14 protein-coding genes are annotated in these 17,232 nt (G+C 64.0%); 11 read left to right on the top strand and 3 right to left on the bottom strand.

Annotation, left to right across the window (positions count from 1 at the left end; translation table 11 throughout):
* Positions 1 to 148: 148 nt before the first annotated feature.
* On the bottom strand, positions 149 to 430 hold the full coding sequence (locus AC2VNO_RS14380) for an XRE family transcriptional regulator (protein ID WP_486934772.1): 282 nt from the start codon (positions 428 to 430) through the stop codon (positions 149 to 151).
* 282 nt (positions 431 to 712) lie between these two features.
* On the opposite strand from AC2VNO_RS14380, the gene AC2VNO_RS14375 reads away from it, so the two are divergent.
* The 5 genes from AC2VNO_RS14375 (at position 713) to AC2VNO_RS14355 (ending at position 6,009) form a co-directional block, all read left to right on the top strand.
* Entirely contained in the window at positions 713 to 1,672 is a 960-nt protein-coding gene (locus tag AC2VNO_RS14375; RefSeq protein WP_486934771.1) for a TAXI family TRAP transporter solute-binding subunit, read from the top strand.
* Between the two features lie 29 nt (positions 1,673 to 1,701).
* Entirely contained in the window at positions 1,702 to 2,211 is a 510-nt protein-coding gene (locus AC2VNO_RS14370) for a DUF1850 domain-containing protein (RefSeq protein ID WP_486934770.1), read from the top strand.
* A 9-nt stretch (positions 2,212 to 2,220) separates the two neighbouring features.
* Positions 2,221 to 4,242 carry a TRAP transporter permease gene (locus AC2VNO_RS14365; RefSeq protein WP_486934769.1) on the top strand — a complete coding sequence of 674 codons (2,022 nt, stop codon included), beginning with the start codon at positions 2,221 to 2,223 and terminating at the stop codon, positions 4,240 to 4,242.
* 109 nt (positions 4,243 to 4,351) lie between these two features.
* Positions 4,352 to 4,861: a 5-(carboxyamino)imidazole ribonucleotide mutase gene (gene purE, locus AC2VNO_RS14360; protein ID WP_486934768.1), complete on the top strand. Its 510-nt coding sequence runs from the start codon at positions 4,352 to 4,354 to the stop codon at positions 4,859 to 4,861.
* Between the two features lie 11 nt (positions 4,862 to 4,872).
* Complete coding sequence (locus AC2VNO_RS14355) at positions 4,873 to 6,009, top strand: 5-(carboxyamino)imidazole ribonucleotide synthase (RefSeq protein ID WP_486934767.1); 1,137 nt, start codon at positions 4,873 to 4,875, stop codon at positions 6,007 to 6,009.
* Between the two features lie 104 nt (positions 6,010 to 6,113).
* Here the strand turns inward: AC2VNO_RS14355 and AC2VNO_RS14350 are convergent, their stop codons facing one another.
* Positions 6,114 to 8,129 carry a PhoX family protein gene (locus AC2VNO_RS14350; RefSeq protein ID WP_486934766.1) on the bottom strand — a complete coding sequence of 672 codons (2,016 nt, stop codon included), beginning with the start codon at positions 8,127 to 8,129 and terminating at the stop codon, positions 6,114 to 6,116.
* A gap of 231 nt (positions 8,130 to 8,360) precedes the next feature.
* On the opposite strand from AC2VNO_RS14350, the gene AC2VNO_RS14345 reads away from it, so the two are divergent.
* Positions 8,361 to 10,712 (top strand): putative bifunctional diguanylate cyclase/phosphodiesterase, encoded by a 2,352-nt coding sequence (locus tag AC2VNO_RS14345; RefSeq protein WP_486934765.1) that lies wholly within the window; start codon positions 8,361 to 8,363, stop codon positions 10,710 to 10,712.
* 1 nt (position 10,713) lies between these two features.
* Here AC2VNO_RS14345 and AC2VNO_RS14340 read toward each other — a convergent pair whose 3' ends face one another.
* A complete protein-coding gene (locus tag AC2VNO_RS14340; protein ID WP_486934764.1) occupies positions 10,714 to 11,514 on the bottom strand; it encodes a TraX family protein in 801 nt (266 codons plus the stop codon).
* A 106-nt stretch (positions 11,515 to 11,620) separates the two neighbouring features.
* Here AC2VNO_RS14340 and AC2VNO_RS14335 point away from each other — a divergent pair, with 106 nt between their 5' ends.
* The 5 genes from AC2VNO_RS14335 to AC2VNO_RS14315 all read left to right on the top strand — a co-directional run bounded on the left by AC2VNO_RS14335 (position 11,621) and on the right by AC2VNO_RS14315 (position 17,220).
* On the top strand, positions 11,621 to 12,580 hold the full coding sequence (locus AC2VNO_RS14335) for a LysR family transcriptional regulator (RefSeq protein ID WP_486934763.1): 960 nt from the start codon (positions 11,621 to 11,623) through the stop codon (positions 12,578 to 12,580).
* Positions 12,581 to 12,770: 190 nt separating this feature from the next.
* Complete coding sequence (locus AC2VNO_RS14330) at positions 12,771 to 13,283, top strand: TRAP transporter small permease subunit (protein WP_486934762.1); 513 nt, start codon at positions 12,771 to 12,773, stop codon at positions 13,281 to 13,283.
* Positions 13,280 to 14,602, top strand: coding sequence for a TRAP transporter large permease (locus AC2VNO_RS14325; RefSeq protein ID WP_486934761.1), 1,323 nt, complete (start codon positions 13,280 to 13,282; stop codon positions 14,600 to 14,602). The genes AC2VNO_RS14330 and AC2VNO_RS14325 overlap by 4 nt, the downstream gene beginning before the upstream one ends.
* A gap of 92 nt (positions 14,603 to 14,694) precedes the next feature.
* Positions 14,695 to 15,753: a TRAP transporter substrate-binding protein gene (locus AC2VNO_RS14320; protein WP_486934760.1), complete on the top strand. Its 1,059-nt coding sequence runs from the start codon at positions 14,695 to 14,697 to the stop codon at positions 15,751 to 15,753.
* 87 nt (positions 15,754 to 15,840) lie between these two features.
* Complete coding sequence (locus AC2VNO_RS14315) at positions 15,841 to 17,220, top strand: glutamine synthetase family protein (protein WP_486934759.1); 1,380 nt, start codon at positions 15,841 to 15,843, stop codon at positions 17,218 to 17,220.
* The last annotated feature ends 12 nt before the right edge of the window (positions 17,221 to 17,232 follow it).

Genomic DNA, 17,232 nt, shown 5'->3' with positions numbered 1-17,232 from the left:
GAGGAGTACGAGCAGCGCGAGGAGTGATGGGTCTCGGTCGCCGTCGCGTGACCGGCCGCGAGACAAAAAAACGCCTCGCTCCAGGGCGAGGCGTTTCGTATGCGGCCGTGGCAGCATGTCATCGACGGTGGCTTACAGCAGCTGGCTGCTAGTAATTGACGGCGCCGTCCGGATCGATGCTGTGGTAGACGAGCCTCAGCTCGTCAAGGGTAAGGTGTTCGAGGCGTCCGGACAGTAGATCGCTGATCTTCTGTGCCGGTAGCCCGGCGCGGCGAGCAATCTCGCGGCAGCCGAGGTCGGATACGGCGATAAGCCGTGTAACGATGCGCATCAGACGTGTGCGCTTTTCCAGATCCCTGACATCGAGGTCAGGGCAACTTCGCGGGGGGTCGATAAGATCCGCGTTGGAAAAATGTCGTGCCGTACTCATGATGCTCCAGTGGGCGATTGCGACAACCACATCATGGGGGGATTTTGACGATTTTGCCAGTGTCGATTGACGACTTTTTCGCAGCGCCGCGCCGGCCCTCGGTGAAAGGCGGGGTGGCTAACCGACCTTGGTGGAATTGCCGAAAAATTACAATAACGTAGAAACTGCCGATTGGCCCCGCAGTGGCGGGGCGTGATAGTTTTTGTCAGTCAAGCGTCCCGGCTCGCCCGGTTCGCTATCATGAACAACCATAAACGTTCCGGTTTCAGGACGGAGGATTCCATGCGAGCTCTCAAATACGCTGCAGCAGCATCGCTGCTGGCCACGGCTCCGCTGGCTGCCGCGCAGCAGCTTTCCATTGCCACTGGCGGTACCGGTGGCGTGTACTACCCGATCGGCGGCGGTTTCGCCGAGATGATCAACAACCACATCGAAGGAGCCAGCGCCACGGCCGAGGTGACCGGTGCTTCGGTGGAGAACATGGGCTTGATCATGCGCGGCGATGCCGACCTGGCACTGGTGCTGGCCGATACCGCCTATCAGGCCTTCAACGGCAGCGGTGACTTCGAAGGTCGCCAGATCGAGAACACCCGTGCACTGGCATCCGTCTACCCGAACGCCGTGCAGCTGGTGACCCTGGCCGACTCCGACATCCAGTCGCTGGAAGATCTGCGAGGCAAGCGTGTCTCCGTCGGTGCGCCCGGCAGCGGCACCGAGCTCAACGCCCGCGCCCTGCTGGAAGCCAACGGCATCACTTACGATGACTTCCGTCCTCAGCGTCTGAACTTCAATGAGACGGCCGATGCCATCCGTGACGGCGATATCGATGCCGGCTTCTGGAGCGTGGGTCCGCCCACCAGTTCGATCCTCAACCTGGCTGCCACCCGCGACATTCGTCTGATCGGCCTCTCCGATGAAGAGATCGAGAACGCACGTGAAGTCGAGCCGGTCTTCGCCACCTACGAACTGCGTGCCGGTATGTACGACGGTATGGATGAAGCGGTCCAGACCATCAGCATTCCCAATGTGCTGGTCGTCAACTCCGACATGGACGATGAGCTCGCCTACGAGCTGACCAAGCTGCTGTTCGAGAACACCGACGAACTGATCGCCGTGCACCCGGCAGCCAATGACACCACCATCGAGTTCAGCATCGATTCCACCCCGGTGCCGTTCCACGATGGCGCCCTGCGCTACTATGAAGAAGTGGGTGCAGAGGTGGCCGACCACCAGCGTCCGTAGAGACGTCGTAGCCTGGCGGTCCATTCCTCATGGACACTTCCGCCAAGCTTGTCACGCTGAGTCGCCGTGCCTTGGGGCCGGCGACTTTCTGCGTGCTGATTCTGACCTATGCATGTGCATTGGCCGACACCTCGCGTCTGGAAGTGCTCGATGACGAGGATCAAGTGTTGGTTGCGCTGCCGATGCCGGAAGGCGAACGCTGGTGCCTGGAGTGGAATCACTCGGTGACGGGTATCCGCGTGCAGGATTGCTATCGCCATATCCAAGGGAGAATGGTACTGGAGCGTAGCCACCAGCCCGACTTTGCCGCCGGACTGGGCCATATCCCGGGACGAGGGCGTCAGGTCTCGGATGGGCAGGGCGGCTACTGGATCGAGGATATCGACGAGCCGGTTGCCGGCAACCGGTATCGACTGAGGGTCGGCTCCGAAAAGGTTGACCATAGACTGCTGCACGACGGGCGCCGGACCAGCCTGAGCGAGAAGGCGGCCGGTGAGCGGGTGACGATCCACCTGCGCACCCCTGACTCCACCCCCTGAGAGGCGCGCATGAGCGAATCTGCCAACCCTCCTGTCACCGTACCCGGTGGCAATGCCATCCAGCCCCGACCGATCCTTTGGTTGATCACCTTGGTCGCTGTGGGGCTGTCGCTGTTCCAGCTCTATTCGGCGGGTATCCAGCCGCTGGGCCTGTTCTATCAGCGCAGCATTCACCTGATGCTGATCATGATGCTGGCATTCCTGATCTTTCCGGTGTTCGGTCCCAACCGCAAGCGCGGTGTGCTGGGTTGGCTGATCGATGCGGCCTTCTTCGCCGGAGCGCTGATCACCGGTGGCTACATGGTGCTTTATCTCGACGAGATCATTCGTCGCGCCGGCTTCTGGAGCCAGACCGATATCATCGTCGGCTGCATTGCCACCGTGACCGTGCTCGAGGCCAGCCGCCGCGCGGTGGGGTTGGGCATGACCATCATCGGCTTGATCGCCATTCTCTATGCCTTCGCCGGGCCACGGGGTGAGCTGCCCTGGCTGGGGCAGTTCATGCCCGGCATTCTCGAGCACCGCGGCTACAATATCGATCGCGTGGTGGGCCAGCTCTATCTGGGCCAGGAGGGGATCTTCGGCCTGCCGCTGGGGGTGGCGGCCACGTTCATCTTCGTCTTCGTGCTGTTCGGTGCCTTTCTCGAAAGCACCGGCGCAGGCAAGTTCTTCATCGATATGGCCTATGCCGCCACAGGGCGTCAGCGCGGCGGTCCGGCCAAGGCTGCCGTCATCGCTTCCGCCGGCATGGGCTCGATCTCCGGTAGCGCCATCGCCAACGTCGTGACCACCGGCGCCTTCACCATTCCGCTGATGAAACGGTTGGGCTACAAGCCCCACCAGGCGGGCGGGATCGAGGCTGCCGCTTCCACCGGCGGCCAGATCATGCCGCCACTGATGGGAGCCGGCGCCTTCCTGATTGCCGAATATACCAACACGCCCTACCTGGACGTGGTCAAGGTGAGCATTCTGCCCGCCATCATGTACTTCGCTACCGTTTATCTCTTCGTGCACATCATCGCGCTCAAGCAGGGCATGCAGGGACTGCCGCGTAGCGAACTGCCGCAGATGCGCGACGTCATGCGTGAAGGCTGGCACTTCCTGCTGCCGCTGGCGGTGCTGGTATGGCTGCTGGCGATGCACATGTCGCCGATGAGGGTAGGCTTCTATGCAGTCGTGTCGATGGTGGCCGTGGCTGCGCTGCGCTATTCCATCTGGTTCCTGTTCATCGCACCGCGGCAGGGCCAGCCCGTCACGATAGCCACTATCGGCCGGGCGATCTGGGCCGGCTTCGTCAAACTCATCGAGGGGCTCGAGCTCGGGGCACGCAATGCGGTGGCGGTCTCCCTGGCCTGCGCCGTCGCCGGCATCATCGTCGGCGTCGTGGGTCTGACCGGCCTGGGTCTCAAGTTCTCCGCCATGATGATGGCGTTCTCCGGCGGCAACATCGTGCTGGCGCTGCTGATGGTTCTGCTGGCCAGCCTGATCCTGGGCATGGGGCTGCCGGTTACCGCCAGCTATATCGTGCTGATCGTGCTGGTTGGGCCCGCACTTACCGCCGAGTTCGGCATTCCGCTGCTGATCGCGCACCTGGTGGTGTTCTGGTACTCGCAGGACTCCAATGTCACGCCACCCATAGCGCTGGCCGGCTTTGCCGGGGCGGCGATTGCCGGCAGCAAGCCGATGGCCACCGGGGTACAGGCGTGGAAATTCGCCAAGGGGCTCTATCTGATCCCGATGTTCATGGTCTTCAACCCCGAGATCATCATGGGCGGCCCGCTGCATGTGCTGGCATGGAACGGGGTGATCGCGATACTGGCGCTTGGGGCTTTCGCAGCAGCGCTGGAGGGGTATCTCTTCACTCGTATGTCGTGGCTGCCGCGCATCGCCATTACGGGCGCCATCGTGGCGGTCTTCTATCCCAACTTCTTGATAGAGGCGGTTGGGGTGGCGGTGATGATAGTGGCCATCGGAGCCAACTGGCTGGCCAGTCGGCGTGAGATGGCAGCGGCTTCGCCGAGCGGCGGCTAGGCCTGGGGGCGTCTGAGGCGCCCTTGCCCAACTGGTCTAGATGACGGCGCCTTCGGGCGCCGTTAGAATACCTGCCCTTCGCATTTCAGCGTCAAACCGGGAGCCTTAGATGCCGAGCAGTGAGCAGCCACGCGTAGGCGTGATCATGGGGTCGAAATCCGACTGGCCGGTCATGGAGCACGCGGTGGCGATGCTCGAACGCCTTGGAGTGGTCTGCGAGACCCGAGTCGTCTCGGCTCACCGCACGCCCGACCTGTTGTTCGACTATGCCAAGTCCGCTGCCGAGCGCGGCCTGCAGGTAATTGTGGCCGGTGCCGGTGGCGCGGCCCACTTGCCGGGCATGGTGGCCTCCCAGACGGCGCTGCCGGTACTCGGCGTGCCGGTGGAGTCCAAGGCGCTCAAAGGACTCGATTCGCTGCTCTCCATCGTGCAGATGCCGGGTGGCATTGCCGTGGGTACACTTGCCATTGGCAAGGCCGGAGCCACCAATGCCGGGCTGCTGGCAGCGCAGATCGTCGCTCTGCAGGACGAGAAGGTGCGTGCTGCCGTGGAGGCGTTTCGCGACGAGCAAACCCGCACGGTCCTCGACAACCCCGACCCTCGCCCCGACAGCGAATGAAGGAGCGAACCATGAACATTGGCGTACTCGGTGCCGGACAGCTAGGCCGAATGCTGGCCCTGGCCGGCTACCCCCTGGCCAACCGTTTCACTTTCCTCGATACCACCGGCCACCCTAGCGCGGGTATCGGTGAGGTGATGATAGACACGGACCGGAAGCACCTGGATGACTTCCTGGCCAAGGTCGATCTCGTCACCTATGAGTTCGAGCACCTGCCCGTGGCACTGGTGCAGGCCATCGAAGAGGTCAAGCCGGTCTACCCTTCCAGCGAGGCGATCCGCATCTGCCAGAACCGTGCCGAGGAGAAGGCGCTGTTCGACCGCCTGGGCATTCCCACGCCTACCTATCGAATCGTCGAGAGCGCCGAAGCACTCGAAGCCGCGGCCCGTGAGCTGGGTACGCCGGTGGTGGCCAAGTCGATCACCGAAGGCTACGACGGCAAGGGCCAGGCAGTGCTGCGCGATCCGGCCGAGGCCGCCGACGCTTGGCGCAGCATCAATCACCCCCAGCTGATCGTCGAGGCCTTCGTCGACTTCGTGCGCGAGGTATCGATCATCGCGGTGCGGGGCCGCGAGGGCGAAATGGCCTTCTATCCCATGGCAGAGAACGTGCACGTGGATGGCATCCTGCGCTATTCACTGGCGCCGATGCCGGATCTCGACGACGAAGTGCAGCAGACCGCCGATGGCTATATCCGCGCACTGCTCGACGAGCTCGATTACGTCGGCGTGCTGACCCTGGAGTTGTTCCAGACTCGCGATGGCCGGCTGCTGGCCAACGAGATGGCACCGCGGGTGCACAACTCCGGCCACTGGACCATGGACGGTGCGGTGACCAGCCAGTTCGAGAACCACCTGCGCGCCATTCAGGGCTTGCCGCTGGGCGACACCTCGGCACGACAACCCACCTGCATGGTCAACGTGGTAGGGCAGGAGGGCGACCCGGCTGCGATTCTCGCCATCACCGACGCCCACCTGCATCGCTATGACAAGAGCGAGCGGCCAGGACGCAAGCTCGCTCATGTAAACCTGCTGGCGCCGGCCCACGGTGAGCTGCTGGAGAAGGTGCACGCCTGCGCCAGGCTGCTGCCCGACGCGCCGGAGCCGCGCTTCAGCTTCGAGGAAGCGTTCCGCCAGGGCACCCCGTGAGGTAACGCAGCACAGCGCAACGGGCCCCGCCAATGGCGGGGCCCGTTGCGTTGGGACGGCCCGTCCAAGCGAATCGCCGAGCGATTCACTCGCGCGGGTATTTGCTAGGCACCGATGATGCCGCCGTCTTCCCGGGTGATGATCAGCGTCGCCGAGCGCGGGATGGCGCTGCCGCCGTCCGGCCAGTGGCTGGCCAGCTCGCCCGCGGCGAACGCTTCGGCGGCGGTGGTGGCGCCCGGGTGCTGCACGTTGACGAACATGGTGCGCTGGTCCGGGGTGGTGATCACGCCGGTGATCTCCTGGCCGATAGGCCCGGTGAGGAAGCGACGGATCTCGCCGGTCTCGGGGTTGGCCACGAGCATCTGGTTGTTGCCGAACACCTCGTGGATACCGGTGTTCATCACCGACTCGCTGATGTCGCTCTGGATCCACACGCGGCGATCCGGGTCGATCCACAGTCCGTCGGGGCTGGAGAAGATGGCCTCCTGACCCAGCGGTTCGCCGGCCAGGTCGCGGCCGCTATCCTGGTCGCCGGCCAGCACGAAGATATCCCACTCGAAGCGCTCGGCGGCATGCGTGCCGTCCTCCTGCCAGCGGATGATATGACCGAAGTGGTTTTCCGCGCGCGGGTTGGCGGTGTCGACCTGCTCCTCGCTGCGGCGGGTGTTGTTGGTCAGGGTAAAGTAGACCTGCCCGGTGGCGGGGTCGACGGCGCCCCATTCCGGGCGATCCATCTTCGTCGCTCCGGCGAGGTCGGCGGCGCTGCGGCTATTGACCAGGATATCGGCCAGGTCGGCAAAACCGTTCTCCGGGGTCAGACCGTTCTCGCCCGGGGCCAGGGCCAGCCACTCGCCGCTGCCGTCATCGTTGAACCTGGCCACGTAGAGTGTGCCCTCGTCGAGCAGCGAGCCATCGGCGGTGGCGGCCTGGAAGGGCCGGGCCGAGACGAACTTGTAGATGTACTCGAAACGGGCATCGTCCCCCGAGTAGCAGACCACCGGCTGACCTTCTACCGCGGGAGCGAAGATCACCCCTTCGTGGGCGAAGCGGCCCAGGTGGGTTCGCTTGACCGGCGTGCTCTCGGGATCGTGGGGGTCGATTTCCACCATGTAGCCGAAGGTGTGAGGCTCGTTGCGATAGTCCTCGCTTGCCGTGGTGCCGCGAGAGGTGGCGTCGAAGCGCACGAACTCGTCGGCGCCGCCCTCGGCACGGTGCCATTGGTAACGCCCTTCGGCGCGAGTCTCGATGCCGTAGCGGGCCTGGCGCCGGTCGATACTGGCATCCTCATTGGCGAAATAACCGGCCCAGTTCTCCTCGGCGGCCAGGTAGGTGTTCCACGGTGTGACGCCATGGGCGCAGTTGTTGAGAGTGCCACGGGTCATGCTGCCGTCCGGGCTGTACTTCGTCACCACGTGCTCGCTGCCCGCTACCGGTCCGGCCAGCTGCATCGGCGTGAGCCCGGTGATCCGGCGGTTGAGACGATCCCGTACCACCTGCCACTGTCCGTCTTCGCCCTGGCGAACCCGCACCACCGAGACCCCGTGAGCGTTGAGCTCCTTGAGCACCTGATCGTCGTCTCTGGAGCCATCCTCGTGCTGCGGGAAGCCGTCGGCGTCGAGAGCCATGCCCGCCGCGACAGCGTGCAGGAAGCGCGGCTCCACATACTCATGGTTGAGCACCAGCAAGCCATCTCGGGAGCTGCCGTCGATGGGGAAGAAGTGCATGCCGTCGTGGTGGCTGCCTACCTGATGGGCCTGGTCCTCGCCGCTGGCGTCCGGCGAGAAGGCCGGCATGTCGCCGCTGATCGGTGTGCCCCACGGTATGAATGCCTGTACCCGGTAGCCTTCCGGCACCACCACGCTGTCGCCGGTCCCGACCGGGATTGCCTGGAAACCGATACTCGGCGAGGGGGTGCCGGCGGCAAGAACTCGGCCGAAGGGCAAGCTGGTGGCCATGGCGCCGGCGATGGCTGCCGCCAGACTGCTGCGCAGCAGCGTGCGACGGCTCAGGCGTGCCTCGAGGATATTGCCGAAATAGGTATTGCCGGAAACGTTGCTGGTTGGCTCGTCGCCGGCGGCCAGGATGGGGTCGACACTGCCGGGCTGCTGTTGCGGAATCATGAGAAAGCTCTCCTGGGGCAAACGAAGGGGGTGCTCGGAGAGTGGCGGCGAAACGTTACGCTCATATGAACCGATGATGGTGTTTTGATGACCGAAAACGCCACCCGGCGACTCTTGGCAGGGTTATCGGCGGCTGCCAGGGGGCTTTGCGTTGAGGGAGACTCCTCGCTAATGGTGGCGGTATCGAGTAAAGATGCTTGTTTCAGAACAACCACATACCCGGATCCCTGCATGTCTCTCCCGCTTCAGGATGAGCAACGAGAACTAGATGCCGTGCCGATGGCGGACGTGTCCCACCGCCGCCAGCTGGCCCATGAGCAGGTTCGCCTTCTCTATGAACGGCTGTGGCAGCCGGTGCTGTCGAGCGTGCTGGCGGCGTGCCTGCTGGTGGCTGCCATGTGGCCGATCATGCCGAGGCCATTGCTGACAGGCTGGCTTGCGTCGCTGGCGTTGGTGTCGGGCGCGCGCCTGTGGCTGGCCTGGTTCTACCATCGCCAGCCAGCGCAGCAGCGTCATCGGCGGCGTTGGCTGTTTCGCTTCGCCTGGGGAGCAGGCACTGCCGGGGCGATATGGGGTGTGGCGGGGCTGACCATGTTCACCACAGAGCACCAGGGACAGCTGACCGCACTGGCGATCGTGCTGACCGGTATCGCGGCAGGGGGGGTGACCACGCTCTCTTCCGTGGCCTGGATGGCGCCGCTATTCGTGCTGCCTGCCATGCTGCCGCTGCTGGTACAGCTGCTGCTCCAGGGAACGGCGAACTCTTGGCTATTGGCCGCCATGGTCGTTCTTTTCCTGGGGCTGGTGCTGGTGACCAGCCGGCGTTTGCATCGCAACATCACCGACAACATAGCTCTGCGCTTGATCGTCTCTTCCCGTGAGCAGCAGCTGCGCGTCAGTGAAGCGCGTTATCGCGCCATCTTTCGCCACACGCCACTTGGCGTGATGCACTTCGACCGCGAGGGGCGAGTGGTCGACTGCAATGACATGTGTCTCGATATTCTTGGCACCAGCCGTCAGCGACTGTTGGGCATGAATCTGCTGACCCAGTTGAACGATGAGCGCGTGACGAGAGCGATACGCGACGCCTTGGAGAGTGGTACCGGCTATTTCGAGGGTACCTATCGTACCGTGGTGAGCGGCAAACAGACGCCGCTGCGCGCTTTCTACAATGCCCTGCGCAATGAGTCGGGTGAGGTGGTAGGTGGGGTGGCGATCATAGAGGACTTCACCGAACGCAAGTTGGCGGAGGAGACCATTCACCGGCAGGCCTACTTCGACCCACTGACGGAGCTACCCAATCGCCGGCTACTGATCGAGACGCTGGCCTCCACCATCCGTGACAGGCGTGACGACGGTCGCGTCGGGCTGTTGCTGTTCCTCGATCTGGATCGTTTCAAGATCATCAACGATACCCTGGGCCACGCAGTGGGCGACGAGCTGCTGCGTCAGGTCAGCAAGCGGCTGCTATTGAGCCTGGACAAGGACGGGATGGCGGCGCGGCTCAGCGGCGATGAATTCGTCGTGCTGATGCCCGCTCTGAGCACCGATCGCGAGCTGGAGCTCAAGCGGGCCGAACACCGTGCCGAGCGGCTGCTGACCACCCTGCGTCGGGCCTATGACCTAGGAGGACAGCGTATCAGCGTGACGCCCAGCATCGGCTACACCCTTTTTCCCCTGGGCGACGAGGATGTCGGCGATGTGCTGCGTCACGCCGACACCGCCATGTACCAGGCCAAGCTCAAGGGGCGTGCTCAGATCTGCGGCTATGAGCCCTCGATGCAGACCCAGCTCAGCCTGCGACTCGAGATGGAGCAGGCGCTGCGTCGCGCGCTGGCGGAAGATCAACTGAGTATCGCCATTCAACCTCAGCTCGATGAGCACGAGCGCGTCATCGGCGGCGAGGCGCTGATGCGTTGGCAGCACCCTCGGCACGGCTGGGTTTCCCCCGAGGTTTTCATTGCCATTGCCGAAGAGAGCGACCTGATCGTCGAGCTGGAAACATGGATGCTGGACTGCTGCTGCGGGCTGCTGGCCCGCTTGCCGGCGGCGTCACTACCGCGGCTGTCGGTCAACATCAGCGTGCGTCATTTCACCCAGCCCGGCTTCGTCGAGGGCCTCACCTGGGTGACCGCTACTCATGGCATCGATTCGGCGCGGCTCGTGGTGGAGCTGACCGAAAGCATAATGATAGACGGGCTGGAGGATGCCGTTGAGCGCATGCAGGCGCTGAAGCGGCTGGGGGTCAAATTGGCGCTGGACGATTTCGGTACCGGCTTTTCGTCCCTTTCCTACCTCAAGTCGCTGCCGCTGGACGAACTCAAGATCGATCGCAGCTTCGTCAGCAATCTCGATACCGACGGCAACGATGCCGCCATCGTGGAGACGGTGCTGGCCATGGCCCAACACCTGGGCATCGACGTGGTGGCGGAAGGAGTGGAAAACCGGGCCCAGCAGGAATACCTGCTGGCACGCGGTTGCCGTCTCTTTCAGGGCTATCATTTCTATCGGCCCATGAGCGTCGGGGCATTCGAAGCGTTGCTGAGCGGTAGTGAAGTCGAGGCCGGCGGGGAGCAGACCTGATTCAGCCGATTCCGCCGCTGGCCCAGAGCCATAGTGCTATCAGTGCGAAGTGACCCGGGTACCAGGTCAGCCACAGCCGGCGGTGCATGGCGATGGGAACGCCCGGGGTCAGCCGGTGGGCGCCGGCCGCCAGCCATAGCACGGCGAGGCAGGTGGCGACGGTAAACGACTTGGCCATGTCGGAGCTGTTCATCAGCCCCGCCACGATAAGTACCGGAGCCGCCAGGGCTACCGCCTGCAGGCGTTCGATCAGGCTGTCGCCGGCGCCATGCAGGTGATGCATGGCAAGCATGAACAGCGGCACCAGCAGCAGGCCGCGGTGGCCATACTCGACCCAGCCGCCGAGCAGATACCAGATCGCCAGTGTGGCAGCCACCGCTGCCGCCAGCCAGGTGCTGCCCAGCCCGCCGCTGCGGTGGCGTTCGAGCAACTGGCGCAGCCAGGCTCCCCAGGCCAACCCCAGCGCCAGTGTGAAGCAGACATTGAGCATGAAGGCGTCGGAGGCCCGGGGCATCAGCATGTAGGGGAGCTGCGCGGCGATGCCAATGACCAGGATGCGCCTTGCGTAGCGCAGTGGGTCGCGGGTATTGAACAGGCCATGCCAGGCGACCATGGCGGCGAACAGGGGAAAGGCGATACGGCCCAGCGACGAGCCGGCCCAGCCGAGCTCCCACGCACTGGGGAGAACGTAGCGGGTCAGGTGGTCGATGGTCATGGTGGCCAGCGCCAGCCACTGGCCCCATCCCGTCCAGGTGGACAGGGGACGTTCCGGCGCCGCGCGGCTGGCGGTCTGTACGGTCATCATGACCTCCTTGTCTGACAAAATTTCAATTATAACAGTGCCTTTGTGACCGGAGCGTGCCAGGCGAGTTCCGCCGGACCCGGGGCAGGGCAGGAGAATCACGGCAATGCGCAGCGGCTTCGGTTTCGATCTTCGCAGTATGGAGATCTTCGTCGAGACCCTTGAGCAGGGCAGCCAGAGTGCGGCGGCCAGGCGGCTGGGGCTCAAGCAATCATCGGTGTCACAAAGCCTGGCGAACCTTGAGGAGAGCATGGGGGTGTCGCTGTTCAAGCGCCACTCCCGCCCCCTCGAGCCCACCAGCGCAGGGCGTTTTTTCTACGACCGTGCCAGGCGACTTCTCGACGATGCGCGCAACACTCGTCGCGAACTGGTCAGCGGTGGCTTCGGTCAGCTCCATCAGGTGCGGCTGGCACTGGTCGACTCGCTGGCAACGGCTGTCGGCCAGCCGCTGATCGAACTCATTCGGCGCTATACCCGCGACTATACCTTGACCACCGGGTTGTCGCACATGCACGGCCACTCTCTGCTCACACGGCATGTGGATATCATTATTTCCGATGACCGGCTGGAAAACTACGATGGCCTGGAGCGCCACGCCCTCCTTCGCGAACCCTTCGTGCTGGTGGTGCCGCTCTCCTGGAACGGACCGCTGGACAACCTGCGCTGGCTGGCGCGCCACCTGGATTTCGTGCGCTACACGCCTCAGTCGCTGATCGGTCAGGCCATCGAGCGCCACCTGCGATTGAACCAGCTCGAGCTGCCGGCTCGGCTGCATCTCGACAATACCTTCGCCGTGCTGCGCCTGGTCAGTGCCGGCGCCGGCTGGACCGTCACCACGCCGCTGTGCCTCTATCAGGCCGGCCTGGACAGTCTGCAGGTTGCCGTTGCGCCTCTGCCGCTGGCACCGCTGACCCGAGAGCTTACCCTGGTCGCCCGTCGCGATGAGCTGGGCGAACTTCCCGCGCTGCTGGCCCGGGACAGTCGCCGCCTGCTGGAACAGCGCTTTCGTACCCAGCTGGAGCGTGAGCTGCCCTGGCTCTCAGGTGAGGTCGTCACGCGCTTCTGATCCGGCGCCCGCCGTCGAGTTACGGTGCATGGCCGGGCCACGATGCACGTTGCAAGGGCACTATCGATTTCATCGATATACCAGCTGTTGCCGTTTCCGATGCTCGTTGCGCATTGATGGATTTCGTTCGAAGACTTGAGCGGAACAATGCGAAGCCATAGGTCGGTGCCGGACGATGCCAAGAATAATAATGCTCTACGTTCGTTGGGTGGATGCGTTCAACCGGGTGGTGGGACGTATCGTCATGTTCATGATCTTCGTCATGATCGGGGTGCTGCTCTACGCCTCGGTGGCGCGTACCGCTTTCAACAGCCCGCTGATCTGGAGCATCGAAGTCTCCCAGTTTCTCATGTCCTCCTATTATCTGCTGGGCGGCGCCTATGCCATGCAGATGGGCTCCCACGTGCGCATGGACCTGTTCTACTCGCGCTGGTCCGACCGCACCCGTGCCTGGGTCGATGCCCTCACCATCCTGCTGCTCATCGTCTTTCTCGGCGCGCTACTGTTCGGCGGCATTTCCAGCACCGAATACGCCCTGCGCTACGGCGAGAAGAGTTACACCGCCTGGGCGCCCCCGCTGGCCCCGATCAAGATGGTGATGACCTTCGGCGTGTTTCTCATGCTGTTGCAGAGCGTCTCGACCCTGTTCAAGGACATCGCCCGTGCTCGCGGTATCCGTCTGGAAGGGGAGCTTCTCGAATGAGCTACGAGATGATCGCCCTGCTGATGTTTTCCACCATGATGCTGCTGTTGCTCACCGGGCAGCGGGTGTTCGGCGTGATCGGCTTCGTCGGCGCCACCGCCTCGCTGCTGATGTGGGGGCAGGGCGGGGTGGAGATGCCCTTCAGCGCTGCCATCCAGTTGATGAACTGGTACCCCCTGCTGACGTTGCCGCTCTTCATCTACATGGGCTACATGCTCTCCGAGTCGGGCATAGCCGGTGAACTCTACGAGATGTTCCACGTGTGGATGGGCTCGCTTCGGGGCGGCCTGGCGGTGGGCACCATCGGCCTGATGGTGGTGGTCTCGGCGATGAACGGACTGAGCGTGGCGGGGATGGCCATCGGTGCCACCATCGCCCTGCCGGAGCTGCTGCGACGCGGCTACGACAAGGTGATGGTGACCGGCGTGATCCAGGCCGGCAGCTCGCTGGGCATTCTGGTACCGCCCAGCGTGGTATTGGTGCTCTACGGCATGATCGCGCGTCAGCCGGTGAGCCAGCTGTGGCTGGCCGGAGCCATTCCAGGACTGATCCTGGCGGCCATGTTCGTCATCTATATCGTCATCCGCTGCCGCCTGCAGCCGCACCTGGGGCCGGCGCTTCCCGCCGAGGAGCGCCAGATGAGCCTGGGCGAGAAGCTCAAGCTGCTGCGTGCCGGCATCCTGCCGCTGCTGATCTTCTTCTTCATGACCGGACTGTTCCTGATGGGTGTGACCAGCCTGGTGGAGAGCTCGGCGGTGGGCGCGGTGTCGGCCACTCTGGCGGCGCTGGTCAAACGGCGTCTGAGCTGGAAGGTGATCGAGAGCACCGTGCGCAAGACGCTCGGCATCAGCTGCATGTTCATGTGGATCATCCTGGCGGCGCTGTGCTTCGGCGCGGTGTTCGACGGCCTCGGCGCGGTGCGCGCCATCGAGAACGTGTTCCTCGACCGGGTCGGCATGAGCCCGTGGCAGATCCTGGTGATGATGCAGCTCTCCTACATCCTGCTCGGCATGTTCCTCGACGACACCGCCATGCTGGTGATCGTGGCGCCGCTCTACGTTCCTCTGGTGATCAGCCTCGGCTTCGATCCGATCTGGTACGGCGTGCTCTATACCATCACCGTGCAGATCGCCTACATGACCCCGCCGTTCGGCTACAACCTGTTCCTGATGCGCGCCATGGCGCCGCCGGAAGTGTCGCTGGGCGACATCTACCGCAGCGTCTGGCCTTTCGTCGGCATCATGCTGATAGGGCTGGCGCTCATCACCATCTTCCCGCAATTGGCGCTGTGGCTGCCGCAGCTCTATCGCGGCTACTGACCCAGGAGGTGAACCGACGCATCACGAGCGTGAAACCGAAGCGATCTTTTCCAGCGTATTTCAACAACAAGACGCAGTGAGGATGAAGAGCCATGACCAACCGTCGCGATTTTCTCAAGAAGGCGGGACTTGCCACCGCCGCCACCGTGGGGGCCACGACCCTTGCGGCGCCCTATGTACACGCCCAGTCGCGCCGCCCGATTCGCTGGCGCCTGCAGACCTACGCCGGGCCGGCGCTGGCCGCCCACGTCATCAAGCCCTCCATCGATGCCTTCAACAAGGCGGCCAATGGCGAGATGGAGATCGAGCTCTATTATGCCGATCAGCTGGTACCTACCGGCGAGCTGTTCCGGGCCATGCAGCGCGGCACCATCGACGCCGTGCAGAGCGATGACGACTCGATCAACGCCCCGGTGGACGTCTCGGTGTTCGGCGGCTATTTCCCCTTCGCCTCGCGCTACAGTCTCGACGTGCCGGCGCTGTTTCACCACTACGGACTCAAGGAGATCTGGGAAGAGGCCTACGGCGAGATCGACGGTGTCACCTGGCTCGGCTCGGGGGCCTGGGACCCCTGCAACTTCGTCACCCGCGACCCGATAAGAAGCCTCGAGGACCTGCGCGGCAAGCGTGTGTTCACCTTTCCTACCGCCGGGCGCTTCCTCAGTCGCTTCGGCGTGGTGCCGGTGACCCTGCCGTGGGAGGACATCGAGGTCGCCATGCAGACCCGCGAGCTCGACGGCATCGCCTGGGCCGGGATCACCGAGGCCTATACCGTGGGCTGGGCCGACGTCAGCAACTACTATCTGACCAACAACATTTCCGGCGCCTGGGCCGGTTCCTACTTTGCCAACACCGACCGCTGGAACGAGGTGCCGGAGCACCTGCAAATGCTGTTCAAGCTGTGCATGGACAGCTCTCACTACTACCGCCAACACTGGTATTGGTGGGGCGAGGCGCATTACCGCACCACCGGCGGCAAGCTCGAACTGACCTCGATCCCCGAGGAGGAGTGGCAGCAGCTGGAGGACGAGGCCCTGGCCTTCTGGGACGAGATTGCTCAGGAGAGCGACCGCAGCGCCCGAGTGGTGCAGATACTCAAGGACTATCGCCAGACCATGCAGCAGGCAGGCCCGCCTTACCGCTATGGTTGAGCGTAAGGGGCGGGCGTTCGAAGCGTCCGCCCCGCCTGCAGCGCCAGAGCAACGAACGACAACGACAAGCGGGTCGAGGAAGCCGAGATGAGCCGACTCCAGGCAAGAGACGTAACGAACGCCGACGATGCCCGACGTATCGTCGAACAGCGTGGCCTGAGCCACGTCAAGGTGGGCATGTTCGACATGGATGGCGTGATGGTCGGCAAGTACATGCGCCGCGACAAGTTCTTTCACGCCTTGAGCGAGGGCTTTGCCTTCTGCGACGTGGTGCTGGGCTGGGACAGCAAGGACGAGCTGTACGACAACGTGAAGTACACCGGCTGGCATACCGGCTATCCGGATGCCGCGCTGCGCGTGATACCCGAGAGCTGTCGCGACCTGCCCTGCGAGGGCGACATGCTGCTGTTCCTAGCCGAGTTTACCGGGCCTGCCGGGGAGATCTGCCCACGTGGCCTGCTGCGCCGCGTGCTGGCCAGGGCCGAGGAGATGGGCTTTCACGCCTGCGCGGCGCTGGAGTACGAGTTCTTCCTGTTCCAGGAGACCCCGGAGTCGATCCGCGAGAAGGGCTTTCGCAACCTCAAGCCGCTGACACCGGACATGATGGGCTACTCCATGCTGCGAAGTTCGGTGCATGGCGAGCTCTATCACGAGCTGCTGGCCATGGCCGAGGCGATGGACTTCCCCATCGAAGGGTTGCACACCGAGACCGGCCCCGGCGTGCTGGAAGCGGCCATTTGCGTCGACCAGGCTCTGGCCGCCGGCGACAAGGGCGCGCTGTTCAAGACATTCACCAAGGTGTGGGCGCAGCGCCGCGGGCTGATGGCCACCTTCATGGCCAAGTGGTCGCCGGACTACCCCGGCCAGAGCGGCCATATCCACCTCTCGCTCAACCATGCCGACGGCGGCGAATCGGCCTTCTTCGACGCCGACAAGCCCCATGGCATGAGCGATATCCAGCGCCACTTCGTGGCCGGCCAGCAGCAGCTGATGCCGGAGTTCCTGGCCATGTTCTCGCCCACGGTGAACAGCTACACCCGTCTGATCCCCGGCTTCTGGGCACCCACCGACGCCACCTGGGGGGTGGAGAACCGTACCACCGCGCTGCGTGTGATACCCGGCAGCGCCAAGTCTCAGCGGGTCGAGTATCGCCTGGGCAGCGCCGATGCCAACCCCTACCTGGCACTGGCCGCGGCGATCGGCTCGGGCCTGTACGGCATCGAGCACCGGCTCGAGCCGGACGAAATGGTGACCGGCAACTCCTACGAGCTGAACCACCCCGAGCACCAGGCGCTGGCACGCACGCTATGGGAGGCCGCCCAGCGGTTGAAAGCTTCCGACGCGGCGCGCAGCCTGTTCGGCGAGGCTTTCGTCGAGCACTTCGCGGCCACGCGGGAATGGGAGGAGCGCCAGTTCCGTCGCCATATTACTGACTGGGAGTTGGACCGCTACTTCGAAATTATCTGAGTCTGGGCCGGC

This window comes from Halomonas sp. TH-94, from assembly GCF_057473365.1.
The sequence above is the reverse complement of the archived record's forward strand: the minus strand, read 5'-3'. Positions and strand labels throughout refer to the sequence as shown.